Source organism: Brevundimonas sp. NPDC046655 (assembly GCF_044901625.1).
Classification (GTDB): Bacteria; Pseudomonadota; Alphaproteobacteria; order Caulobacterales; family Caulobacteraceae; genus Brevundimonas.
Window position 1 is genome coordinate 107672 of sequence record NZ_JBJDPV010000004.1, and the last position, 23283, is coordinate 130954.

Annotated in this window: 20 protein-coding genes and 1 pseudogene; 11 read left to right on the forward strand and 10 right to left on the reverse strand. The window is 68.8% G+C overall.

Annotated elements, in window-relative coordinates; genetic code table 11:
• Positions 1 to 2 precede the first annotated feature (2 nt).
• A complete protein-coding gene (locus ACI2KI_RS12230; protein WP_404620861.1) occupies positions 3 to 872 on the reverse strand; it encodes a LysR substrate-binding domain-containing protein in 870 nt (289 codons plus the stop codon).
• 83 nt (positions 873 to 955) lie between these two features.
• Between ACI2KI_RS12230 and ACI2KI_RS12235 the strand changes: the two genes are divergently transcribed.
• Both ACI2KI_RS12235 and typA read left to right on the forward strand, forming a co-directional pair.
• Positions 956 to 2014, forward strand: coding sequence for a YeiH family protein (locus ACI2KI_RS12235; RefSeq protein WP_404620431.1), 1059 nt, complete (start codon positions 956 to 958; stop codon positions 2012 to 2014).
• A 128-nt stretch (positions 2015 to 2142) separates the two neighbouring features.
• Entirely contained in the window at positions 2143 to 3975 is a 1833-nt protein-coding gene (typA, locus tag ACI2KI_RS12240) for a translational GTPase TypA (RefSeq protein ID WP_292085072.1), read from the forward strand.
• An 81-nt stretch (positions 3976 to 4056) separates the two neighbouring features.
• Here the strand turns inward: typA and ACI2KI_RS12245 are convergent, their stop codons facing one another.
• Entirely contained in the window at positions 4057 to 5721 is a 1665-nt protein-coding gene (locus ACI2KI_RS12245; RefSeq protein ID WP_404620433.1) for a phosphatidylglycerol lysyltransferase domain-containing protein, read from the reverse strand.
• A 148-nt stretch (positions 5722 to 5869) separates the two neighbouring features.
• Here ACI2KI_RS12245 and ACI2KI_RS12250 point away from each other — a divergent pair, with 148 nt between their 5' ends.
• Entirely contained in the window at positions 5870 to 6322 is a 453-nt protein-coding gene (locus tag ACI2KI_RS12250; RefSeq protein WP_404620435.1) for a superoxide dismutase, read from the forward strand.
• 66 nt (positions 6323 to 6388) lie between these two features.
• On the opposite strand, the gene ACI2KI_RS12255 is transcribed toward ACI2KI_RS12250, so the two are convergent.
• Positions 6389 to 6646, reverse strand: a complete 258-nt coding sequence (locus ACI2KI_RS12255; RefSeq protein WP_292085068.1) for a GlsB/YeaQ/YmgE family stress response membrane protein — start codon at positions 6644 to 6646, stop codon at positions 6389 to 6391.
• 180 nt (positions 6647 to 6826) lie between these two features.
• Between ACI2KI_RS12255 and ACI2KI_RS12260 the strand changes: the two are divergent.
• Both ACI2KI_RS12260 and hisN read left to right on the forward strand, forming a co-directional pair.
• Positions 6827 to 7099, forward strand: a pseudogene (locus ACI2KI_RS12260) (helix-turn-helix domain-containing protein); the annotation flags it as partial.
• A 64-nt stretch (positions 7100 to 7163) separates the two neighbouring features.
• Positions 7164 to 7952, forward strand: coding sequence for a histidinol-phosphatase (hisN, locus tag ACI2KI_RS12265; RefSeq protein WP_404620437.1), 789 nt, complete (start codon positions 7164 to 7166; stop codon positions 7950 to 7952).
• On the opposite strand, the gene ACI2KI_RS12270 is transcribed toward hisN, so the two are convergent.
• The 3 genes from ACI2KI_RS12270 to ACI2KI_RS12280 all read right to left on the reverse strand — a co-directional run bounded on the left by ACI2KI_RS12270 (position 7949) and on the right by ACI2KI_RS12280 (position 10749).
• The gene (locus ACI2KI_RS12270) at positions 7949 to 8974 is read right to left on the reverse strand and encodes an alpha/beta hydrolase (protein ID WP_313471876.1); all 1026 of its coding nucleotides are present in this window, start codon (positions 8972 to 8974) and stop codon (positions 7949 to 7951) included. The genes hisN and ACI2KI_RS12270 overlap by 4 nt on opposite strands.
• Positions 8971 to 9870: a class I SAM-dependent methyltransferase gene (locus ACI2KI_RS12275; RefSeq protein ID WP_404620439.1), complete on the reverse strand. Its 900-nt coding sequence runs from the start codon at positions 9868 to 9870 to the stop codon at positions 8971 to 8973. The genes ACI2KI_RS12270 and ACI2KI_RS12275 overlap by 4 nt, the downstream gene beginning before the upstream one ends.
• Before the next feature lie 78 nt (positions 9871 to 9948).
• Positions 9949 to 10749 carry a class I SAM-dependent methyltransferase gene (locus tag ACI2KI_RS12280; RefSeq protein ID WP_404620441.1) on the reverse strand — a complete coding sequence of 267 codons (801 nt, stop codon included), beginning with the start codon at positions 10747 to 10749 and terminating at the stop codon, positions 9949 to 9951.
• 267 nt (positions 10750 to 11016) lie between these two features.
• Here ACI2KI_RS12280 and ACI2KI_RS12285 point away from each other — a divergent pair, with 267 nt between their 5' ends.
• A complete protein-coding gene (locus ACI2KI_RS12285; RefSeq protein WP_404620443.1) occupies positions 11017 to 11484 on the forward strand; it encodes an Hsp20 family protein in 468 nt (155 codons plus the stop codon).
• 190 nt (positions 11485 to 11674) lie between these two features.
• Here the strand turns inward: ACI2KI_RS12285 and ACI2KI_RS12290 are convergent, their stop codons facing one another.
• From ACI2KI_RS12290 to gpmA, 3 genes are read right to left on the reverse strand one after another with little or no spacing between them, the layout of a single operon-like run.
• The gene (locus ACI2KI_RS12290; RefSeq protein ID WP_292085059.1) at positions 11675 to 12952 is read right to left on the reverse strand and encodes a pentapeptide repeat-containing protein; all 1278 of its coding nucleotides are present in this window, start codon (positions 12950 to 12952) and stop codon (positions 11675 to 11677) included.
• A gap of 60 nt (positions 12953 to 13012) precedes the next feature.
• Positions 13013 to 13645, reverse strand: coding sequence for a bifunctional diaminohydroxyphosphoribosylaminopyrimidine deaminase/5-amino-6-(5-phosphoribosylamino)uracil reductase RibD (locus ACI2KI_RS12295; protein ID WP_404620446.1), 633 nt, complete (start codon positions 13643 to 13645; stop codon positions 13013 to 13015).
• Complete coding sequence (gene gpmA / locus ACI2KI_RS12300) at positions 13642 to 14367, reverse strand: 2,3-diphosphoglycerate-dependent phosphoglycerate mutase (protein ID WP_404620448.1); 726 nt, start codon at positions 14365 to 14367, stop codon at positions 13642 to 13644. Before gpmA ends, ACI2KI_RS12295 begins: the two co-directional genes overlap by 4 nt.
• A gap of 191 nt (positions 14368 to 14558) precedes the next feature.
• On the opposite strand from gpmA, the gene ACI2KI_RS12305 reads away from it, so the two are divergent.
• From ACI2KI_RS12305 to ACI2KI_RS12315, 3 genes are all read left to right on the forward strand, one after another.
• Positions 14559 to 16058, forward strand: coding sequence for a phosphomannomutase/phosphoglucomutase (locus ACI2KI_RS12305; protein ID WP_404620450.1), 1500 nt, complete (start codon positions 14559 to 14561; stop codon positions 16056 to 16058).
• A 41-nt stretch (positions 16059 to 16099) separates the two neighbouring features.
• Positions 16100 to 17410, forward strand: coding sequence for an FAD/NAD(P)-binding protein (locus ACI2KI_RS12310; protein WP_404620452.1), 1311 nt, complete (start codon positions 16100 to 16102; stop codon positions 17408 to 17410).
• 120 nt (positions 17411 to 17530) lie between these two features.
• On the forward strand, positions 17531 to 18817 hold the full coding sequence (locus ACI2KI_RS12315; protein ID WP_404620454.1) for a cystathionine gamma-synthase family protein: 1287 nt from the start codon (positions 17531 to 17533) through the stop codon (positions 18815 to 18817).
• Between the two features lie 39 nt (positions 18818 to 18856).
• Here the strand turns inward: ACI2KI_RS12315 and glmM are convergent, their stop codons facing one another.
• The gene (gene glmM / locus ACI2KI_RS12320) at positions 18857 to 20209 is read right to left on the reverse strand and encodes a phosphoglucosamine mutase (RefSeq protein WP_404620456.1); all 1353 of its coding nucleotides are present in this window, start codon (positions 20207 to 20209) and stop codon (positions 18857 to 18859) included.
• Between the two features lie 191 nt (positions 20210 to 20400).
• Here glmM and glmS point away from each other — a divergent pair, with 191 nt between their 5' ends.
• Positions 20401 to 22215 carry a glutamine--fructose-6-phosphate transaminase (isomerizing) gene (glmS, locus tag ACI2KI_RS12325; protein WP_404620458.1) on the forward strand — a complete coding sequence of 605 codons (1815 nt, stop codon included), beginning with the start codon at positions 20401 to 20403 and terminating at the stop codon, positions 22213 to 22215.
• 85 nt (positions 22216 to 22300) lie between these two features.
• On the forward strand, positions 22301 to 23179 hold the full coding sequence (galU, locus tag ACI2KI_RS12330; protein ID WP_404620460.1) for a UTP--glucose-1-phosphate uridylyltransferase GalU: 879 nt from the start codon (positions 22301 to 22303) through the stop codon (positions 23177 to 23179).
• Positions 23180 to 23283 lie beyond the last annotated feature (104 nt).

Here is a 23283-nt window from a genome sequence, read left to right on the forward strand (position 1 = left end):
TCCTACAAGGCGGAGGCGAAAGCCTCCGCCGCCCGGCTGGGCCGCCGTTCGCGGTGGCGCAGCAGATGAAACGGCCGCTCGGGCAGATCGAGCGGCAGACGAACCAGCCGCCCCGCCTCGATCAGAGGTTGGGCGGCCAGTTCCGAAATCGCCGTGACCAGCCCCCCCGCCGCCACCGCCGACAGGATGGCCTCGTTGGACGGCAGGGTCAGAACGGCCCGCAAGCCCGCCGCGACGCCGCGCGGCAAGGCCGCCTCGAACTCGCTGCGCGTCCCCGATCCCTCCTCGCGCAAGGCCCAGTCCAGGCCCTTCAGCTCCGCCGCCGACAGCGCCTCGGCCCGCCCCGCAAGCGGATGCCCCGGCGCCGCGACCACGACCAGCCGGTCGGCGTCCATCCGCGCCTTCTCGACCCGCGGCGCCTCGAACGCCCCCTCGATCAGGCCCAGCTCTGCCTCGCCCGCCAGCACCGCCTCGACCACCCGGTGCGTGTTGCCGATCGACAGGTGCAGCTGGATCTCGGGGTGGACCCGCGCAAACGCCGCCATCCTCGGCGGCAGCCAGTAGGCGGCGATGGTCTGGCTGGCGAACAGCCGCACCGAGCCGCGCTTCAGCCCCGCCAGATCGTCCAGCACCCGCTCCGCCGCCTCGGCCTGAGCCAGCACCCCCCGCGCCTCCGGCAGGAAGGCCGCGCCGGTCGCGTTCAGAGCCAGGCCCCGCCCGACCCGGTCGAACAGCCGGACCCCGTACCGGGCCTCGAGCGCCGCCACCGCCGCGCTGACCGCCGATTGGGTCAGATGCAGGGCCTCAGCCGCCCGCGTCATGTGCAGGCGCTCGGCCACGGCGACGAAGATGCGGAGCTGTTCCAGCGTCATGGACAATCAATCGCTTCTATCGATCATTAAATCCACAACTATCCGTTGGATCGATCAGATAACGGAGCAGATGATGCGGCGTCATGACGACCGCCCACCATTCCGCCCACGCCCCCTCTCATCAGGCCGCTCCCCTGCGCGGCCTGACGCGCCTGCTGCCCGGCGTCTTGCTGAGCGCGGGCGTCGGCGCGGTCGCCTTCGGCCTGCAACTGATCGAGACCTCGCTGTTCGGCCATCCCTGGGTCGAGGGGCTGGTCATCGCCATCCTGATGGGCGCGGGGATCCGGCTGTTCTGGACCCCGTCGAACGTCTGGACGCCCGGCGTGCAGTTCAGCGCCAAGACCCTGCTGGAAGTCGCCGTCGCCCTGCTGGGCGCGACCGTCTCCGGCGCCGCCGTCATGGCGCTCGGCCCTGTCCTGCTGCTGGCCATCGTCGGCGTGGTCGTTCTGGCCATTATCGGCGGCTATGCCCTGGGCCGCGCCTTCGGCCTGCCGCCCGCCATGGCGCTTCTGGTGGCCTGCGGCAACGCCATCTGCGGCAACTCGGCCATCGCCGCCGTCGCCCCGGTCATCGCGGCCGAGGGCGAGGACGTGGCCGCCGCCATCGGCTTCACCGCCGTTCTGGGCATAGCCGTGGTCCTGCTGGTCCCCGTCGTCGGGGCGCTGATGGGCTTTGACGCCACCAGGGTCGGCGTTCTGGCCGGTCTGACCGTCTATGCCGTGCCCCAGGTCCTGGCCGCCGCCGCCCCCGCCGGCATGCTGGCGGTTCAGACCGGCGCCGTGGTCAAGCTGGTCCGCGTCCTCATGCTGGGACCGATCTGCCTGGTCCTGGGCCTGCTGCGCTCTGGAAAAGTCGAAGGCGCCAAGCGGCCCAGGCTGCAGCACATGGCGCCCTGGTTCATCATCGTCTTCCTGATCCTGATGGGTCTTCGCTCGGCGGGCCTGATCCCCGAGATCGTCCTGCCCCCGCTGCAGGCCGGCGTGACCTCAATGACCCTGATCGCCATGGCGGCGCTGGGCCTGATGGTCGACCCGCGCGCCGTGGTCCGGGCCGGGCCGCGCGTGGCCGCCGTGGCCGCCCTGTCGGCCCTGCTGATCGGCGGCCTTGCACTGGTCACGATCGTGCTCATTTTGCCCGGCTGACGCACAATCGAACCGTCCCGCTGGTCTTTCAGACGATAGGGCTGTAAGAGGCGCCGCTTCCTTCCCGCTTTCCGCATCTTGCAGCGGCCCGGACTTCCGTGGCCGAACACAGTCCGCCCGAGCCCGAAATGAACCTTCGTAACGTCGCTATCATCGCCCACGTTGACCACGGCAAGACCACCATGGTTGACCAGCTGCTGGCTCAGTCCGGCGTCTTCCGAGCCAACGAGGCGACCACCGAGCGCGCCATGGACTCCGGCGACCAGGAAAAAGAGCGCGGCATCACCATCCTGGCCAAGTGCACCTCGGTCCTGTGGAACGGCAAGGCCGGCGAAACCCGCATCAACATCATTGACACCCCCGGCCACGCCGACTTCGGCGGCGAAGTCGAGCGCATCCTGGGCATGGTGGACGGCTGTGTCATCCTGGTCGACGCCGAAGAGGGCGTCATGCCCCAGACCAAGTTCGTGCTGACCAAGGCGCTGAAGATGGGCCTGCGCCCGATCCTCTGCATCAACAAGGTCGACCGCGCCCACGCCGACCCGGACCGCGTCCACAACGAAACCTTCGACCTGTTCGCCGCCATCGGCGCCACGGACGAGCAACTGGACTTCCCGCACATCTACGCCTCGGGCCGTTCGGGCTGGGCGACGCTGGACCTGAACCAGCCCAACGACAACCTGGCCCCCCTGTTCGACCTGATCGTCGACCACGTGCCGGCGCCCAAGGTTCAGGAAAACCGCGACAAGCCGTTCCAGATGCTGAACGTCCTGATCGAAAGCGACCCCTTCCTGGGCCGTCTGCTGACTGGCCGCATCCAGAGCGGCAAGGCCGTCCCCGGCATGGCCATCCACGCCCTGGACCGCGACGGCAAGGAAATCGAGCGCGGCCGCATCACCAAGGTTCTGGCCTTCCGCGGCCTGAAGCGTCAGCCCCTGGACGAGGGTTCGGAAGCGGGCGACATCGTCGCCATCGCCGGCATGTCCAAGGCCACCGTGGCCGACACCCTGTGCGCCATGGAAGTCGTGGACGCCCTGCCGGCCCAACCGATCGACCCGCCGACCATCTCGATGACCGTCTCGGTCAACGACAGCCCCCTGGCCGGCCGCGAAGGCGACAAGGTCCAGTCGCGCGTCATCCGCGACCGCCTGCTGAAGGAAGCCGAAGCCAACGTCGCCATCCGCGTCACCACGACCGAAGGCGGCGACGCCTATGAGGTCGCCGGCCGCGGCGAACTGCAGCTGGGCGTTCTGATCGAGAACATGCGCCGCGAAGGCTTCGAGGTCTCGATCTCGCGTCCCCGCGTGGTCTTCCAGACCGGCCCGAACGGCGAGAAGATGGAACCGATCGAAGACGTCATGGTCGACGTCGACGACGAGTTCTCGGGCATCGTCATCGAGAAGCTGTCGGCGCGTAAGGCGGAAATGACCGACATGGGCCCCTCGGGCGCCGGCAAGACCCGCATCCAGCTGAAGTGCCCGTCGCGCTCGCTGATCGGCTATCAGGGCGAGTTCCTGACCGACACGCGCGGTTCGGGCGTGCTGAACCGCGTCTTCTCGCACTACGAGCCGCACAAGGGCGCCATCGAGGGTCGTCTGAAGGGCGTGCTGATCTCGAACTCGGACGGTGAAACCGCCGCCTTCGCCCTGTGGAACCTGGAAGACCGCGGCGTCATGTTCGTCGGCGCCGGCGAAAAAACCTATCAGGGCATGATCATCGGCGAGAACAGCCGCTGGGACGACCTGGACGTCAACCCGATCAAGGGCAAGCAACTGACCAACGTTCGCGCCGCCGGCAAGGACGAGTCGGTTCGCCTGACGCCGCCGCGCCAGATGTCGCTGGAGCAGGCCATCGCCTACATCGAGGAAGACGAACTGGTCGAGGTCACGCCCAAGTCGATCCGCCTGCGCAAGCAGGTGCTGAACCCCTCGTTCCGCAAGAAGCGCGTCAAGCCTGAGTAAGACAAAGGGGCGGACCATACGGTCCGCCCCTTTTTTTGTTTGTGGCGCCTATCGCTCCTCGGGCTGCTCGAGGCCGTTGAGCTACTTCCTGAACCCCAGCAGCCCCAGCCAGCCGCCGCTGGTCAGCAAGGCCACGTCCAGCAAGGCCAGGGCCAGAGGCGTCGAGGTCGAGGCGGCGATGAACTTGGGCCGCCACGCCGGGCCGAACTTGCCCTTGTAGGCGCGCAGGCCCTGGAAGCCGTAGACCGCCCCGCCCTCCTCGAACACCAGGGCGCCGACCCGGGCGAAAACAGGCGCCAGACGCCGGTCCTCCAGCCCCGACAAGGGCGCCATGCCCAGGTCCAGGCGCTCAAACCCCTCGGCGCGCGCCCACTGCGCGGTGCGGGTGAAGAGATAGTCCATGATCCCGTGCGGCCCCTCCGGATCATGCCGCATCAGGTCGATCATCGCCTCTTCGCCGCGCGCCCCGACCAGCAGGTTGGCGAAGGCGACGATGCGTCCCCCCTCGCGCGCGACGGCGACCGGCGAGCGATCCAGATAGTCGATATCGAACCGCCCCAGGGAGAAGGCCTTTTCCGACCCGTTATGGTGATTCAGCCAGGCGTCTGACACCGCTCGCAGTTCGGCCTCCAGCGGCCGGACGGCGCCGGGCGCCAGGACCTCGAACGTCGCCCCCTCACGCTCGGCCCGGTTCACGGCGGTGCGCAGGTTCTGCTTGCCCTTGCCCTCGGTCGAGAAATGCGCGGCGTCGATCACCGCCGCCTCGCCCACCTTCCGGACCGCCAGCCCCAGGGTCGCCAGGTCCGCCAGCATGCCCTCGCCCACCGAATAGAAGACCGGCGCCCCGCCGTAGCTGTCGGCCATCTCGGCGAAGGCCCACAGAAGCTCCAGCCGTTCGGCCTTCAGGCCCGCCGCCTCGCCCATGGCGATCCAGCGCCGTCCTTGCACGCGGTAGGCGATGAAGCTGCGCCCCGACGGGCTGAACAACAGCGCCTTGTCGCCCAGAAGGGCCAGGCTGGCTTCAGGCGCCGCCGTATCGGCCTGATCCAGCGCGAGTCGAGCACGCGCGATATCGGCGGGACCGGCGGGGCCATGGCTCCGGGCGCCCGGGGCCGTCAGCAGCGAGCGCACCGCCACCGCCAGGGTCAGCACCGCCAGAACGGCCCCTGCGCGCAGGAAGCCTGAGGCCTGCTTGTCGGTCAGGAAGGTCCACCACAACTCGTCGGTATAGGCCGTGTCGCGATAGGCGAAGAAGCCCAGCCACAGCATGGCGGCGACGGCGGCGGCCAGCATCAGCAGCCAGCCCGGCCGAAGCGGCTCGCCCAGACGCGAGCGTCGGTTGAACGCGGCCCGGCACGGCAGCAGCAGGGCGGCCGCCAGGGTCAGTTCCGCCGCCTCTTCCCAGTCCAGCCCCTTCATCAAGGAGAAGACCGCACCCAACATCAGTCCGAACAAGGCGGCGTAGTAGGCCCCTCGGCGGCGACGCCACAGGCCCGCCGACACCAGCAACAGCAAGAAGCCGGTCACGCTGGCCGCGAAATGCGACAGGTCGATCAGGATGGGAGCCGAAATCCGGTCCAGCGCCTGCAGTCGCCCGCTAAAGGCCGGCGTGGCCGCCGACAGCAGCATGACCGCGCCCAGACCGAACGAGGCCACGGCGAAGACCTGCGGCGTCAGTTCATAGGCCAGCCCCCCCAGCCGCTGAAGGATCCGCCCGAGTCCGCCTGGCCGTTTCGTCGTCGTCATTCATCCTCGCGGGGCGTTGCGCCCCTCATAAAGCAGGAATCGGCCGTTTGCGGCGCTGAAAAGGTCATTTCTAGGCGTCTGAAACAATCCGAAACGCAGCGAGTTCACCTTTTCGCGAGCGCCAGACTCGCCCAACCGGAGTGACCTCATGATCCGCAAAACCGCCCTGCTGACCGGCATCGCCGGCGCCTTCCTCATCGCCGCCCCTGTGCTCGCCCAGGACGCCACGACGCCGCAGACGCCCGAACCGGCTACCGCTGAGGCGGCCGCGGCTCAACCCCAAAGCCTGACCCTGACGCCCGGAACTGTGGTCAAAAGCGCAGACGGATCGGAACTCGGCCGACTGGTCGGCGCCCAGAACGGCGCCTCCGGCCAGGAACTGACCGTGCGTGGCGCTGACGGCTCGGTCCGCCCCGTGCCGGTGGCCGGCATCCGTCAGGATGGCGACGCCATCGTCGTCAACGCCAGCCTGTCGGACTTCCAGGCCGCAAGCCCGATCGCCGGCGAAGCCCCGGCCGCGGCCACGCCCCCGGTCGATACGCCCGACACGCCTCCGACCGAACCCGTCGAGCCGCCCGCGGCTGACGAACCGACCGCCTGATCACCGGGCGAAATGCAAAGGGGCGGCCCGTCGGGCCGCCCCTCTTCATGTCCGCCTGACCAGCCGTCAGGCTCGCTTCTTCACCAGACCGAGCAGGAACAGCAAGACCACCGCGCCCAGGGTGGCGACGATGATGCCGACGATCCAGTTGCCCGAGGCGTCGATCCCCAACAGGTTGTTGGCCAGGAAGCCGCCGATCAACGCGCCGATGACCCCGACGATCAGGTTGGTCAGCAGGCCGTGGCTGCGCTTCATGATCTTTTCCGCCAGCCATCCGGCCACGATGCCGATGATGATCCAGGCGATGAATCCAAATCCGCTCATTCAGTCCCTCCCATGACAAGGCGTGACGCCTTGACCGTAAATGCGTCTCGCCCGCTCAGGTTGCCTCCTGTCGAAAGCTTCGCCGTTCGCGTCCCAGGCGAACTCGGCACGCGCCTTGCGACGGCGGGCCTGAGCCGTGCCGATCCGGTACAGCACAGATTGTCAGAAGGAGGGGCCGTCATGGCCGCCGATATCGATCTTCATCTGGGCCGCCGCCTGCGTCGCCGCCGTCGCCTTCTGGGCATGACCCAGCAGCAGTTGGCCGTTCAGGTCGGCGTCCGTTTCCAGCAGGTCCAGAAGTACGAGTGCGGCGCCAACCGCATCTCGGCCGCCCGCCTGTGGGAACTGGCCGAAGCCCTGTCGACCCCGGTCAGCTACTTCTACGACGGCCTCGGCGAGGCGAGCGAACGCCCTCCCGCTACGACCGGCGTCGAACCCTTCACACGCGACGAAGCCGCCTGAGGTCATCCTGACAAGCCCCCTCGCCCCTGGGCGGCGGGCGGTGTATCAGCCCGGCATGACCGCACTGGAAGCCTTCGCCGTCGAACTGTCGCATGAGGCCGCGCGCACGGCCCTGCCCTATTTCCGCGGCGACAACGCCGAGGAGAACAAGGCCGGCCCCGGCGCCTTCGACCCCGTCACCGAGGCCGACCGCGCCGCCGAGGCGGCCATCCGTCGCCTGATCGCCGCCCGCTATCCCGAGCATGGCGTCATCGGCGAGGAATACGGCGAAGACCGTCCGGACGCCGAGCACGTCTGGGTGCTGGACCCCATCGACGGCACCCGCGCCTTCATCGCCGGCCTGCCCTTGTGGACCACCCTGATCGCCCTGCGCCACGAAGGCGCGCCGGTGATCGGCGCCATAGGTCAGCCCTATCTCGACGAGATCTTCCTGGGCGGGCCGTCCGGCGCGCGCCTGTTGCGTAACGGCGACGAGACCCCGTTGAAAACCCGCGCCTGTCCGGCCCTGTCCGACGCCCTGATCGCCACCACGGACCCCGACATCTTCGTCGGCGACGACCGCGAAGCCTGGGCGCGCTTGCGCGCCTCGGCCCGGCTGGCCCGTCTGGGCTGCGACGCCTACGCCTACGCCATGCTTGCGGCGGGACGCATCGATCTGGTGGCCGAAACCGAACTGAAGGTCTGGGACTGGTCGGCGCTGAAGCCGGTCATCGAGGCGGCGGGCGGCCAGGTCACCAGCTGGACCGGACAGGCCCCGGACGGCGACGGCCGCATCCTTGCGGTGGGCGACGCCGCCCTGACCGCTCAGGCCCTGGCCGTTCTGAACGCCCAGACGGCGCCCTAGGTAGATCCTGTGGCCGGAGCCGGCGTCGCCGCCTCGCCTTCGGCCGGGGCGACATAGCCGGCCAAGGCGTCGAACTCATCGAGGAAGACGCCGCGCAGCGGGTCCGCCTCCATGATCACCTCATGCAGGGCGCCCGGCACCTCGACATAGCGCCCCCGGCCCAGACGGCGCGCCGCCCAGCGATTGGTCTGCTTCCAGACCTTGTCGTCCTCGGATGCCTGAACCACGCAGACCGGAATTTTGACCGACTTGAGCGCCCGCGGCTTCAGCGCCCGCTCGCCGGCGTCCAGGGCGAAGGCCAGCCACCCCCAGGTGGGGCCGCCGATGGCCAGATGCGGGCAGGCGTAGAGCTGCTGACGCCACAGGTCGTAGCGCGCCTGGTCCGAAGTCAGGCCGTCCTTCTCGAAGGTGTGGTCGAAAGGATCGTCGGGGTCGTCCAGCACATAGTCGCCCGCCTTGCCGTGGCGCAGGTTCCACCGCACCGCCAGCTTGACCGACCACATCGACCGCTTGCCGGTCTTGATGCGCAGCATGGGGCTGGAAAGGACCGCCCCGGCGAAGCGGTCCTCACCGTCCTCCAGAGACAGCAGGTTCAGCGCCCCGCCCATGGAATGGCCCACCATGATCCAGGGCTTGGGCGCGCGCGCCTCATAGGCGTCCAGAAGGCGGGCGTAATCGTCCAGGAACTCCTCCACCGCCCGGGCGTGGCCGCGCAGCCGGTCGGGCAGAAGCCGCGCCGACAGACCCTGGCCGCGCCAGTCGTGGGCCAGGACGCAGAAGCCGCGCGCCAGAAAGTTGCCGATGACCTCGAAGTATTTCTCGATCGGCTCCGTGCGGCCGGGACTGAGGACCACCGTGCCGCGCGGCGTCCTGGCCTGCATGGCCGACGGCGTCCAAAGAGCGGCGCGCAGACGAAGCCCGCCCGCGCCGCGATACCAGTCGCCCTCTCCGCCGGGGGGCGAGGCGGCGCCGGGAACCCCCATCAGGGGCGCGTGGGCGGCGAAGGCGTTGGCGCGGGTCACTCGGGCTTCCTGAACTTCAAGGTCATGCGATCGCTTTCGCCGATCGCGTCGTATTTGGTGCGGTCGAACTCGGGATTGGCCGGCTGGCCCATGGGCGCCGTCAGGCGAATGGGCGCCAGGGTGTCGGCCCCGAACGGGTGATCCTTGGTGTCCTTGGGATTGGCGTTGATCTCGGACGCCTCGACGAAGACGAAGCCGGCCTCGGCGGCCAGTTGCTTGACAAAGGCCTCCTGCACATAGCCGTTGGCCGCCGCCGGGTCCTGATCCTCATCGGGTTGAAGCCGGTGTTGCTCGATACCGAGGACCCCGCCCGGACGCAGAGCAGCGAAGGCGTCGGCGAAAGCCTTCTCGGCGATGCCCGCCGCCATCCAGGCGTGGATGTAGCGCATGAAGAGGACCAGATCGGCAGTCCCGGCGGGCGCCACCGGCCCAGTGCCCGCGCCGAAGGCGCTGAACTGGACTTCGCCGTAAAGCTTCTTGTCCGCCTCCAGCCGCGCCTTGAGCGCGGCGTTCAGCGCCACCTGTGCGGGGTCGGCCGCCGGTCCTTCGGCGAAGCCGGCGAGATATAGCGCGCCGCCGCCCTTGTTCAGATAGGGGGCCAGGATCTCGATGTACCAGCCGCTGCCTGGCCAAAAATCGATGACCGTCATCTTCGGTTGCAGACCGAAGAAGCGCAGGGTCTCGACCGGATGCCGCGAGGCGTCGCGCGCCTTATCCGCAGCGGACCGCCAGGGACCGGCGACCGCCCATTCCAGCGAGCCTTCCGGCGGCCCCGCCGGAGCGGCGGGCGCCTCAGGCGTCGCCTTGTCTTCCTTCTTGCCGCAGGCGGCCGGGCCGGCGAAGGCGGCCATGCAGGCGCCCGCCAGAACCGCGCGTCGCGTCGAACGCTCAGCCATGCGCGCCTCCCTGGGTCAGGATCATCATGACTTCGGGCTTAAGACGCTTCTCCGCCGGGGTCAAAACCGCAGACGGCATCAGTTCGCGGCCTCGGGCTTGCGGAAACGCAAGGTCATGCGATCGCTTTCGCCGATCGCGTCAAAGCCGGCGCGTTCCTCGGCGGTCAGGGTGCGGCCGTTGCGCTCAGAGGTCCGCGTAGGCGGCAGGGTCCAGACGCCGAACGGGTGATCGCGGTCGTCCTTGGCGTTGGCGTTCAGTTCGCTGCGGGCTTCCAGCTCGAACCCGGCGCTGCGGGCCGCATGAATGACGTAGCTCTCGGGCACATAGCCCGTCGTGGCGACGTCGGCGACGTTCAGACCGTCGACGCTGCGGTGCTGCTCCACCGCAAGGACGCCGCCCGGCTTCAACGCCTTGAAGAAGGCCGCCAGGTATGGCTCGGCGCGACCGTCGCGCGACCAGTTGTGGAAGGCGCGCGCCACCACCACCATGTCGGCGGTTCCGTCCTCGACGCCCATGCTCTCGGTGGGCTTGCCGACAGCGACGTAGCGGCCGCCGGTGGCCGCCGCATAGGGCTCCAGAATGTTGCGCCACCAGCCGGCGCGGCCGGGCTCGATCTCGACCACGGTCAGGCCGGGTTGAAGGCCCCAGAAGGTCAGGGTTTCGAACGGATGGCGCTGGCTGTCGCGGGCGCGGTCGGCCTCCGGACGGGTCGTCGAGGCGACGGCTGCCTGAAGGGCGGCGTCCTCGCCCATGGTCGGCATTTCCATCGACAGGCCCTGACGATGCGGCAGAGGCGCAGACTCGGGCGGAGCGGTTTGCGCCAGGGCCGGCGCGGCGAGGGCGGACGCCAGAAGGGCGGCGAGGACGAGGGGTCGCATGGGGGGCTCCGGTCAGTCCTGGAAGAAACAATCCGTAACCCTTACGGCGCTTCGCGGTCTCGGCAAGGCGCGGATTGGGCCAAGCGACGATTTCGCACGCCCCTTGCGCGATGGAAAACGCCGCCTACCTCTTCATTCGAGAGCGCCGATCCCGGGCTCTCCAGACCTTGCGGGGCCGAATGCGGACCGTTGGGCCTGAATCCCCTCCGCCGTCCGGGGCAAAATCGCCGGGCGGTTCAACCTTGCTGAATGTCAGAAGGATGACCCATGCGTACCTATGATTTCTCGCCGCTGTACCGTTCCGCCGTCGGCTTCGACCGTCTGGCCCGCCAGCTGGAAAGCGCCGCGCGCTCCAGCCAGGAAAACGGCTGGCCCCCCTATAATATCGAGACGACCGGCGAGAACGCCTATCGCATCGAGATCGCCGTCGCCGGCTTCTCGCCCGATGAACTGAACATCGAGGCGAAGGAAAACCAGCTGACCGTCACCGGCAAGAAGGCCGCCAACGACGATACGGCGCCCCAGAAGACCTATCTGCATCGCGGCCTGGCCGAGCGCGACTTCGAGCGCCGCTTCCAACTGGCCGACTATGTGGTGGTCAAGGGCGCCGACCTGTCGAACGGCCTGCTGACCATCGACCTGCAGCGCGAGCTGCCCGAGGCCCTGAAGCCGCGCCGCATCGAGATCGCGACCGGCAAGGCCCTGATCGAAGGCCAGGCGGACAAGGCCGCATAAGCGCAGCTCACTTCTGAAACAGCGAGAAGGGGCGGCGTTCGCGTCGCCCCTTTTTCGTGCGCCCTGTCCCGTCATCCCGGGAACGGCGCAGCCGTTATCCGGGACCGCTCAGGACGCCGACGTCGAGCGTGTGGTGGTCCCGGCTCTCCGCCTGGCGGCTCCGGCCGGGATGACGAACGCGTGGCGCGTCTTAGGCGGCGAAGGCCTTGGTGTCCGCCGGATCCAGGCCGCGTGCGCCACCGATCTGGGCGTCGGTGAAATCAGCCTGCTTGGTCTGGGCGCCGTGCATGACCGCCCGGCTGAGGTCCGCGCCCTTGAGCACCGCGCGACGAAGATCAGCCCCCGACAGATCCGCTCCGCGCAGGATGGCGCCCGACAGATCCGCCGGCAGCAACCGGTCGGCTCCCAACATCAACGGCCCCAACTGTGCTTCGCGCAGGTCCGATCCGTTCAGCTTGGCCCGTCCCAACCGCGCCCCGCGCAAGTCGGCTCGACGCAGATTGGCCGAGCGCAGGTCCGCACCCTCTAGTTGTGCGCCCTGAAGCTGCACCCCCTCCATGTCCAGGCCGTAGAAGACCGCGCCCTTGGCCGACAGGGCCGTCAGGTTCAGGCCTCGGATGGATTCCAGCGGACGCAGGTCGACCCCGTCGAAGACCGAGGGCTGGCCCTCGGCCCCGCCCGTCTCGCACCATTGGGCGTGGTCGCGCAGCATCTCGGCGGCGGGCATCCGGCTGACGGACTCGCCGGCCGGGCGATTGTCGGTCAGGGCCCCTTCCATATTGGCCCCGTCGGTGCGCCACATGGCGGCCTTCACCCCCACCAAAATGGCGTCGGTCAGGTCAGCGCCCGACAGGTCCGCGCCCGACAGGTCGGCCCCGGCCAGATCGGCGCCGGTGAAATTGGCCTGCTTCAGGTTGGCCCGGACCAGCTTGCAGTCCTTCATGACGGCGTCGGTGAAGTCGGCGGCGATGGCCACCATGCCCGTCATGCGCGAGCGCTGCAGGTTGGCCCCGACCAGGCTGGCGCCCTGGGCCTGGGTGTCGCCGCGCTTCTGGGCCTCGATGACGCGAAAGCCCAGCTTGCCGTCGGCGGCCGCGATGGTGCCTTCGCGCAGGTCGGCCTCGAACAGGTCGGCGCCCGACAGGTCGGCGCCGCGCAGGCAGGCGCCGCGCAGGTCGGCCCGGCGCAGGCTGGCGTCGGTCAGGTTGATGTCCTGCATGTCCGCGCCGAAGAAGTTGGCGTTATCCAGCTTTGCCCCGGACAGATCGCAGCCATGCAGGCGAGCGGCGGCGAAGTCGGCGTCGGCCAGATTGCGTCCGCGCAGCGTCAGCCCCGACAGGTCCATCCAGGCGAAGACCGCGCGCGCGCCGCCGGGCTTGGCCTGCCACAGGCGGTCATGCTTGGCGCAGATCAGGTCGACCTCGGCCTGGGTCGGTTTCTTGCGGACAGGATCGGCGACATCGCTCATGGCGCCAACATGGCTTACGGCCATTAAGGAAGCTTTGCGGAAACAGCCGTTTCCGTCTGCCTAGTCGGTCAGCAGACCCTGTTCGCGCAAGGCGTCGGCAAGTTCGCCCTCATGGGTCCACAGCCGGGTGTAGCCCGCTTCTCCCAGCCGGTTCAGCTCGGTCGTCAGATCGGCGCGCGGCGCGGCGACGAAGCGGCCGTCGAAGCCCTTGCCCTCCTCGCTGATGCGGACCATGGGCCGCCCGGTCTCCAGCCGATGCAGGAAACCTTCGCTCAGGACGGCGGCGTCCTCGGCGAGCAGGCCCGTCTCGACCGTCAGGCCCGACTGACGCAGGCGTTCGGTGCCCCGGCCCGAGGCGAAGGGCGAAGGATCAAGCGCGGCGATGACCACCCGCTCGACCCCGGCCTCGGCCAGGAAGTGGGCGCAGGACTTGCGGCCGGACGAGCGCGCGCCGCAGGGCTCCAGCGTGACATAGGCGGTCGCGCCCTTCACGGCCTCGCCGGCGGCGGGCACGGCCTGTTCCTCGGCGTGGGGACGTCCGCCCGGCGCCGTGGCGGCCTCGGCCAGCACGACCCCGTCCTTGACCAGGACGCAGCCGACCGCCGGGTTGGGCCAGGTCTCGCCCATCCGCGCCAGCGCCAGATCAATGGCGCGGCGCATGTGGACGGCGTCGTCCTTTGAAGACGTGCTCACGCGCCCACGCTCGCAATGGGCGGCAGGGCTTGCGCCCGGCCCTGGTCCAGATAGCGGGCGGCGACCGGCTTCAGGTCGGCGTTCAGGTCGATCTCCAGCGGATTGCCGGTGGGGATTTCCACGCCGACGATCTGGTCGTCCGGCACGGCGAACAGCAGCTTGACGATGGCCCGCAGCGAGTTGCCGTGGGCGGCGATCAACACGTCCTCGCCCGCCTTCAGGCGCGGGGCGATCTCGGCGTCCCAATAGGGCTGGACCCGGTCCAGGGTGGTCTTCAGGCTCTCGGTGTCGGGGATGGGCTTGCCCGCGTAGCGGGGGTCGGCGTCGAAATCGAACTCGCCGCCCGGCGCCAGCGGCGGCGGCGGCACGTCATAGCTGCGGCGCCAAATCTTGACCTGATCCTCGCCGTGCTTGGCCGCCGTCTCGGCCTTGTCCAGACCGGTCAACCCGCCATAGTGGCGCTCGTTCAGGCGCCAGTCCTCGACGACCGGCACGTCCTTCAGTCCGGCCGAATCCAGCGCCAGGGCGCCGGTGCGTTTGGCGCGCGTCAGGACCGAGGTGAACATGACGGCGGGCTTGAAGCCGGCCTCGGCGATCAACTCGCCGCCGCGCCGCGCCTGGGCTTCGCCTTCGGCGGTCAGATCGACGTCCACCCAGCCGGTGAAGCGGTTTTCCAGGTTCCACTGGCTCTGGCCGTGGCGGAGCAGGATCAGGCGGGGCATGGGCGTCTCCAAAACTTCCCCTTCGCGTAGGCCGTGGATGCGGGGGCGGTCAAGGTTTCACGATGCGGGACAGGATGCAGCCGGAACCGCCGACGCGCGTTGTTGGCCTCTCGGGGGACGACCGCTATACCGCGACGCTAGGGTTGCGGGCGGATCACGCCCCGCCCATTCGCCGACCCTCAGGAAGACCCATGTTGAAACCGCGCCAGGACATCCGCCCCAATACGGCGGCGTACGAAACCCTTCCGCTGGTCAAGCCGACGGGCTTCCGCGAGTACGACGCGCGCTGGATTCTGGAAAAGGAGATCAACCTTCTGGGCATTCAGGCCCTGGGTCTCGGCCTGGCCACCTATGCCCATGAGATCGGCGTGCGTCCGCGCATCGCCGTCGGCCACGACTTCCGCTCCTATTCCCTGTCGGTGAAGCAGGCCCTGATCCTCGGTCTGCTGGAAGGCGGCATGGAGGTGGTCGACATCGGCCTGGCCCTGTCGCCCATGGCCTATTACGCCCAGTTCGCCCTGGACTGCCCCTGCGTGGCCATGGTCACGGCCAGCCACAACGAAAACGGCTGGACGGGCGTGAAGATGGGCGCCCAGGCGCCGCTCACCTTCGGCCCCGACGAGATGACCCGGCTCAAGGAAATCGTCCTGAACGGCGAGGGCGTCGCCCGCCCCGGCAGCCGCGTCGAGCGCGTCGAGGGCTTCCGCGAGCAATATATCAAGGACGTGGCCTCCAAGGTGAAGCTGACCCGCCCGCTGAAGGTCGTCGCCGCCTGCGGCAACGGCACCGCCGGCGCCTTCGCCCCCGAAGCCCTGCGCCTGATGGGCTGTGAAGTGATCGAGATGGACACCCACCTCGACTGGACCTTCCCCAAGTACAATCCGAACCCGGAAGACCACGTCATGCTGGTCGCCATGGCCGAGAAGGTGAAGGAGACGGGCGCCGACCTGGCCCTGGGCTTCGACGGCGACGGCGACCGCTGCGGCGTGGTGGACGACACCGGCGAGGAGATCTTCGCCGACAAGATCGGCCTGATGTTGGCCCGCGACCTGTCGGCCATCCATCCGAACGCGACCTTCGTCGTCGATGTGAAGTCGACCGGCCTCTACAAGACCGACGAAGTGCTCAAGGCCAATGGCGCCGAGACCGTGTATTGGAAGACCGGTCACTCCTACATCAAGCGCAAGACCGCCGAACTGGGCGCCCTGGCCGGGTTCGAGAAGTCGGGCCACTTCTTCCTGTCGGGCGACCTCGGGCACGGCTATGACGACGGCCTGGTCGCCGCCGGCGCCGTCCTGGCCATGCTGGACCGCAACCCCGGCAAGTCGCTGTCGGAACTGAAGTCGGCCTTGCCCGACGCCTGGACTTCGCTGACCATGTCGCCCCACTGCGACGACGAGCTGAAGTACGACATCCTGGCCAAGATCGTGAAGGAGTACGAGGACCTCGCTGCCTCCGGCGGCGAAATCCTCGGCCGCAGGATCGTCGAGGCCATCACCGTCAATGGCGTGCGCGTTCACCTCGAGGACGGCTCCTGGGTCCTGGTCCGCGCCTCCAGCAACAAGCCGGAACTGGTGGTGGTGGTCGAGAGCATGCGCTCGGCCGACGACATGCGCGACCTGTTCAGGAAAGAGGTCAAACCGCGTCTGGCCGCCCACCCGGAGATCGGCGCCTTCAATCAGGAAATCTGAATCCCTTTGACGCGGCGTGACGGCTCTGGCGTGGTGATCCGATGAACGACGCCGCCTCCTCCCTGCCCGTGGTCATCGTCGGCGGCGGTTTTTCGGGCACCATGCTGGCCGCCCGGCTGGCCGAGCGCGGCCAGGCCTCGGTCCTGATCGAGCGCGGCGAGGCTTTCGGCCCCGGCGTGGCCTATTCGGCGACGCTGGACGTCCATCGCCTGAACGTGCGCGCCGAAAGGATGAGCGCCCTGGCCGATCAACCGGGCGACTTCGTCGACTGGCTGAGGGCAAGCCAGCCCGACCACGCCGATCCGAACGGCTTTCCGCCGCGCCGGCTCTACGGCCTTTACGTTCGCGACCGGCTGGACGCGGTCGCGGCCTCGCACCCCGGCCTGATCCGGCGCGTAACGGGGCAGGCGGTCGCCGTTAAGGGCAAGGCTGTCGGCCTGTCGGACGGGCGCCACATCGACGGCAGGGCGATCGCGCTGGCCACCGGCAATCCCGCCCCGCGCAATACGCCGACGGCGTCCAGCCCGCGCATCCTGTCCAATCCCTGGGCGCCGGGCGTTCTGGACCGCATCCAGCCCGAAGACGCCGTCCTGATCCTCGGCTCTGGCCTGACCATGGTCGACGTGGTTCTGGCGCTGCAGGCCCAGGGCTGGCGCGGCCGGGCGACAGCGGTATCGCGTCGCGGTCTTCTGCCCCGCGCCCACGGCGCGCATCACGACGCCCCGGTCGTCCTGCCGCCCCAGGCCCTGGCCGGGGCCCTGTCGCAAAGGCTGGCTTCGGCCCGGCGGCTGGCGCGCGAACACGGCTGGCGCCGGGTCATGGAGGGTTATCGTCCGATCACCGCCGATCTGTGGCGCGCCGCGACGACGGCCGAACGCGCCCGATTCCTGCGCCATCTGCGGCCCTGGTGGGATGTTCATCGCCACCGCATCGCGCCCGAGATCGCCGCGGCGCTGGACGCCCTGATTGCAGAGGGCCGGTTGAGCGTCCGCGCCGGCCGCGTCCGCGCCACCGAAGTCTCCGGCGACGCCGCAACCCTGACCGTCAACGCTCCCGGCGGCGCGGTTCAGACCTTAACGGCCCAATGGCTGATCGACTGCACCGGCCCCGGCCATAGCGCGGCCACGACGCCCCTGACCGCCGCCCTGATCGCCGAAGGACGCGCCCGACTGGACCCGCTGAAACTGGGCCTCGACCTGGACGAGACGGGCCGCATCCTGCACGCCGACGGGACAGTCGACCCCGACCTCTACGTCCTTGGCCCTCCCGCCCGCGCCGCCCTGTGGGAGACCATCGCCGTGCCGGACCTCCGCCAGAGGATCGAGCAGTTGAGCCAGGCGCTGGCGACCTGACCCCGCTTGCGGAGCGCTGGTCGAAACGTCCAACAAACTGCAGCTTCCCCTCAAGTCCATGGCGGCTGGCGGCCCCTTCCTGGGTCGGCTATCACCCGCTCAGGAGAGGAAACATAAAAAATGAACCGTCACCGCACCCGCGTTCTTGGGGATCGCACCCTCGCGCCTGAAACCCTGATGATGGGCTATGGCTATGACCCCGCCCTGTCGGAGGGGGCCATCAAGGCGCCCCTGTTCCAGTCGTCCACCTTCGTCTTCAAGTCGGCCGAGGACGGCAAGCGCTTCTTCGAGGTCGCCTACGGTCTGCGTCAGCGCGACCCGGACGAGGCCCTCGGCCTGATCTATTCGCGCATCAACAACCCCAACCTGGAAATCCTTGAGGACCGCCTCGCAGTCTGGGACAAGGCCGACAAGGCCCTGGTCTTCTCGACCGGCATGGCCGCCATCTCGACCGCCATGCTGGCGATGGTGCGCCCCGGCGACGTCATCCTCTATACGGCCCCGGCCTATGGCGGCACCGAATACCTGTTCGACCGCATCCTGCCCCGCTACGGCGTCAATGCGATCAGCGTCCCCGCCGCCGAGGGCGCCGACGCCCTCGACGCCGCCATGACAGCCGCCGCCGCCGAGGCCAAGACGACGGGCGGACGTCTGGCCGCCGTCTATCTGGAAACCCCGGCCAACCCGACCAACCAACTGGTCGACATCGCCCGCGCCGTGGCCGGCGCCAAGGCCGTGGATCAGATCGAGCGCCCGATCGTGGCGGTGGACAACACCTTCCTCGGGCCCCTGTGGCAGAGCCCGCTGGAGCTGGGGGCGGACCTCGTCCTCTACTCCCTGACCAAGTATGTCGGCGGCCACTCCGACCTGATCGCGGGCGGCTGCATGGGCGCCGCCGACCTGATGGCGCGGGTCGGCGAAATGCGCACCATCTGCGGCACCAACACCGATCCGCACACGGCCTGGCTGCTGCTGCGCAGTCTGGAGACCCTGCATATCCGCATGGAGCGGGCGCAGGAGAACGCCCTGATCCTGGCCGAGCGCCTGCGCGCCGATCCGCGCGTCAGCGCCGTCCTGACCGCCGGCGGGCCGGACGCCTCGCCGGACCAGCAGGCCATCTTCGAGGCCCAATGCAAGGGCTCGGGCTCGACCTTCTCGCTGGAGCTTCCGGGCGGCGAGGCCGAGGCCTTCCGCATGCTGAACGCCCTGCGGCTGTTCAAGCTGGCCGTCAGCCTGGGCGGCGCCGAGAGCCTGGCCTCGCACCCGTCCAGCATGACCCACTCGGACTATACGCCCGAAGCCAAGGCCCGCAGCGGCATCGGCGACAACCTGGTGCGGCTGTCGGTCGGCATCGAGAACGTTGAGGACCTGTGGGCCGACCTGCAACAGGCCCTGGCTTCGATCTGAGGCGGCAGGCGGACGCCGTTCGCGGCGCCCGCCGAACCCTTACTGACCCGCCGCCTTCACCGCCGCCGACACCTCGGCGACGACCCGCTTGACCAGCGCCTCGTCGTCGCCCTCGGCCATGACGCGGATCAGTTTTTCCGTGCCGGACGGACGCACCAGCAGGCGGCCCGACCCGTTCAGGGCGGCCTCGGCCTCGGCCATCGCCGCCTTGACCTTGGCGTCTTCCAACGGCTTGCCGGCGGTGTAGCGCACGTTCTGCAGCAGTTGCGGCACCGGCTCGAACTGGCGCGCCAGTTCGCTCATCGGCACGCCCTGCTCGACCAGAACGGCCAGCACCTGCAGCGCCGCCATCAGGCCGTCGCCGGTCGTGGCGTGGTCCTTCAGGATAATGTGACCCGACTGCTCGCCGCCGATGTTGAAGCCGCCGGCGCGCATCCGCTCCATGACGTAACGGTCGCCCACCTTGGTCCGCTCCAGCGTCAGGCCCTCGGCTTGCAGCTTCCGCTCCAGCCCCAGGTTGGACATGACGGTGGCGACCACCCCCTTGCCGTTCAGTCGCCCGCGTTTGGCCCAGTCCAGACCGATCAGGGCCATGATCTGGTCGCCGTCGACCACATGGCCCTTTTCGTCGCAAATGATGACCCGGTCGGCGTCGCCGTCGAGGGCGATGCCGATGTCGCAGCGGTAGCGCTTGACCGCCTCGGACACGGCCTCGGGATGGGTCGAACCGCAGTCGGCGTTGATGTTCAGGCCGTTCGGCTCGACGCCGACGGGAAAGACCTCGGCCCCCAGCTCATAGAGGGTGGTCGGCGCCACGCGGTAACCGGCGCCATTGGCGCAGTCGATGGCGATGCGCAGGCCCTTGAGGCTGAGCCGCTTGGGGAAGGCCGACTTGGCGATCTCGATATAGCGCGGCGGGGCGTCGTCGATGCGCTTGACCCGGCCCAGCTTGTTGGCCGGGGCCAGATCCTGATCCAGCCCCTCGTCCATCATGGCCTCGATCTTCAGTTCGATCTCGTCCGACAGCTTGTAGCCGTCCGGGCCGAACAGCTTGATGCCGTTGTCGGCGTAGTCGTTGTGCGAGGCCGAGATCATGATGCCCAGATCGGCGCGCATCGACCGCGTCATCATGGCCACGCCCGGCGTCGGCAGGGGACCGAAGGTGCGCACGTCCATGCCCACGCTGGCCAGGCCCGCGACGAGCGCCGGCTCGATCATGTAGCCGGACAGACGCGTGTCCTTGCCGATCACCACCAGGTGGCGACGGTCGTCGTCGGTGCGGAACAGCTTGCCCGCCGCCAGACCCACCCGCAGCGCGACCTCGGCCGTCATCGGATGGGTGTTGGCGCGACCGCGAATGCCGTCGGTGCCGAAGTATTTTCTCTCGCCCAAGGGCGTCGTCCTTCGCTGGCGGCCCGGACGGTTTGCAAAGAAACCTTCCGAAACCCATTTTTTGATGTCGCCGGCCTTGGCTTCCCCTAGACGAAAATCAAAGGGCGAGACGGGCTGAACCCTCTCGCTTACCTCCTATGGCGGCCTCGCGCAAAGCGTGACCGCCCGGCCCCTTCACCGGAGCAGACCTCATGTGCGGCATCATCGGCATCACGGGCGCAGGCGCCGTCGTTCCCCGTCTGATCGACAGCCTGAAGCGGCTGGAATACCGCGGCTATGATTCCGCCGGCATCGCCGCCGTCGTCGACGGCCGCATCGAACGCCGCCGCGCCAAGGGCAAGATCCGCGAACTGGAGGCCGTCCTGGCCGCCGATCCCCTGGCCGGGACCATCGGCATCGGCCACACCCGCTGGGCCACCCACGGCGCCCCGACCACGGCCAACGCCCACCCGCACAAGGCTGGCCGCGTCTGCCTGGTCCACAACGGCATCATCGAGAACTTCGCCGAGCTGAAGGCCGAACTGGAAGCCGAGGGCCGCGTCTTCGAGAGCCAAACCGACACCGAGGTCGTCGCCCATCTGCTGGATCACAAGCTGGCGGCGGGCCTGGCCCCGCTGGACGCCTTCAAGGCGACCCTGGATCGGCTGACCGGCGCCTACGCCTTGGCCGTCCTGATCGAGGGCGAGGACGAGCTGATTATGGGCGCGCGTCGCGGCAGTCCTCTGGTCGTCGGCTGGGGCGAGGGCGAGATGTACCTGGGCTCGGACGCCCTGGCCGTCGGCCCCTTCACCCAGAAGATCAGCTACCTTGAGGAAGGCGACTACGTCGCCATGACCCGGTCGGGCGCGCGCATGTTCGACGCCTCGGGCCATCCCGCCGACCGCGCGATCGTGCAGGTCTCGGCTTCGTCGGCCATGGTTGAAAAGGGCGCCTATCGCCACTTCATGGAGAAGGAAGTCCACGAGCAGCCCGACAGCGTCCAGCACACCCTGTCGGAGTACCTCGACCTGGTGACGGGTACGGCCAAGCCCCAGGCCATCGACTTCGCCGCCGTCGACCGCATCCAGATCATCGCCTGCGGCACCGCCTTCTACGCCGGCCAGATCGGCAAGTACGCCTTCGAGAAGTATGCCGGCCTGCCCTGCGACGTCGAGATCGCCTCGGAATTCCGCTACCGCTCCCCCGCCCTGACGCCGGGCACGGTGGCCGTGGCCGTCAGCCAGTCGGGCGAGACCGCTGACACCCTGGCCAGCCTGACCTGGTGCAAGGCGCAGGGGCTCAAGACCGCCGCCGTCGTCAACGTCCACACCTCCTCCATGGCGCGCGAGGCCGAGGTCCTGTGGCCGACCCACGCCGGGCCGGAAATCGGCGTCGCCTCGACCAAGGCCTTCACCGCCCAGGTTTCGGCCCTGCTGGCGCTCGCCGTCGCCGCCGGCGTGGCGCGCGGCAAGATCGACGCAACGCGTGAGGCCGAACTGGTCAAGGCCCTGTTCGAGGCCCCGCGCCTGATCGCCGAAGCCCTGCAGATGGACGGCCAGATTCGCGCTGTCTCCCACGATCTGGCCAAGGCGACCGACGTCCTCTTCCTGGGCCGGGGCGCCATGTTCCCCCTGGCTATGGAGGGGGCGCTGAAGCTGAAGGAGATCAGCTACATCCACGCCGAGGGCTACGCCGCCGGCGAACTCAAGCACGGCCCCATCGCCCTGGTGGACGAAAAGACCCCGATCATCGCCCTGGCCCCGCTGGACGAGGTCTATGAGAAGACCGCCTCCAACCTGCAGGAGGTCGCCGCGCGCGGCGGCCCGGTGGTCATGATCGCTCCAGCGAGCGCGCCCGCCCCGCACGGCGCCGGCATCCGTCGCGTCGACGCCCCGGACTGCCACCCCCTGATCGCCCCCCTGGTCTATGCCGTCCCCGTGCAGCTGCTGGCCTATTACACCGCCGTTCAGAAGGGCACGGACGTCGACCAACCCCGCAACCTGGCCAAGTCGGTGACGGTGGAGTGAGGGGAACCTGAACCCTCAGGCGCCGTTTGGAACGGTCACGGTTTGCGCCTATGACAGGCGCCTAACGGCTGTTTCAGGACGACTGATGACGACTTCCCCCGCGCGCCTTCGCAAGGCGGTTCTCCCCGTGGCCGGCCTGGGCACCCGCGTCCTGCCCGGCACCAAGACCACGCCCAAGGAGCTGCTGAACGTCGTCGACCGGCCGATCCTGTCCTACATCGTCGAAGAGGCGCGCGAGGCGGGGATCGAGCACATCGTCTTCGTGACTGGCCGCGCCAAACAGGCCATCGAGGACTATTTCGACCACCAGATCGAGCTAGAGGCCCAGCTGGCGGCCAAGGGCAAGACCGAGATCCTGGCGGCCATGAACGCCGAACTGGCCACCGCCGGCGAGATGAGCTTCACCCGCCAGATGCAGCCCAAGGGCCTGGGCCACGCCGTCTGGTGCGCCCGCGACATCATCGGCCAGGAGCCCTTCGCGGTCATCCTGCCCGACGTCATCGTCGATTCGCAGCTCGGCGCCCTGAAGCAGCTGGCGGACCTCTACGCCGAGGTCGGCGGCAATGTCATCGGCGTCGAAGCCGTGCCGGAATCCGAGACCCACAAGTACGGCATCGTCGATCCGTCGAGCCGCGACGGCCGCCGCTTCGCCATGAAGGGCATGGTCGAGAAGCCCAAGCAGGGCACCGCCCCGTCCAATATGTCGATCTCGGGCCGCTATATCCTGCAGCCGGAAATCTTCGACCTGCTCGAGACTCAGGAAAGCGGCGCGGGCGGCGAGATCCAGCTGACCGACGCCATGGACCGGTTGATGAAGACCCAGACCTTCACCGCCTACGAGTACGAGGGCGTGACCCACGACTGCGGCGACAAGATCGGCCTGCTGCGCGCCAACGTTGCCCTGGCCCTGAAGCGTCCCGACCTGGGCGAGGCGGCGCGGGCGGCGATCACCGCCCTGCTCTGATACTTGTCCGCCCCCGAGAACGCGCTTTTGACATTCGCCGGGCGGAACGGCGCGTTTCAATGAGAACAAAAGGCGCGCAGGCCTGTTGTCAGACATCAGTCGGT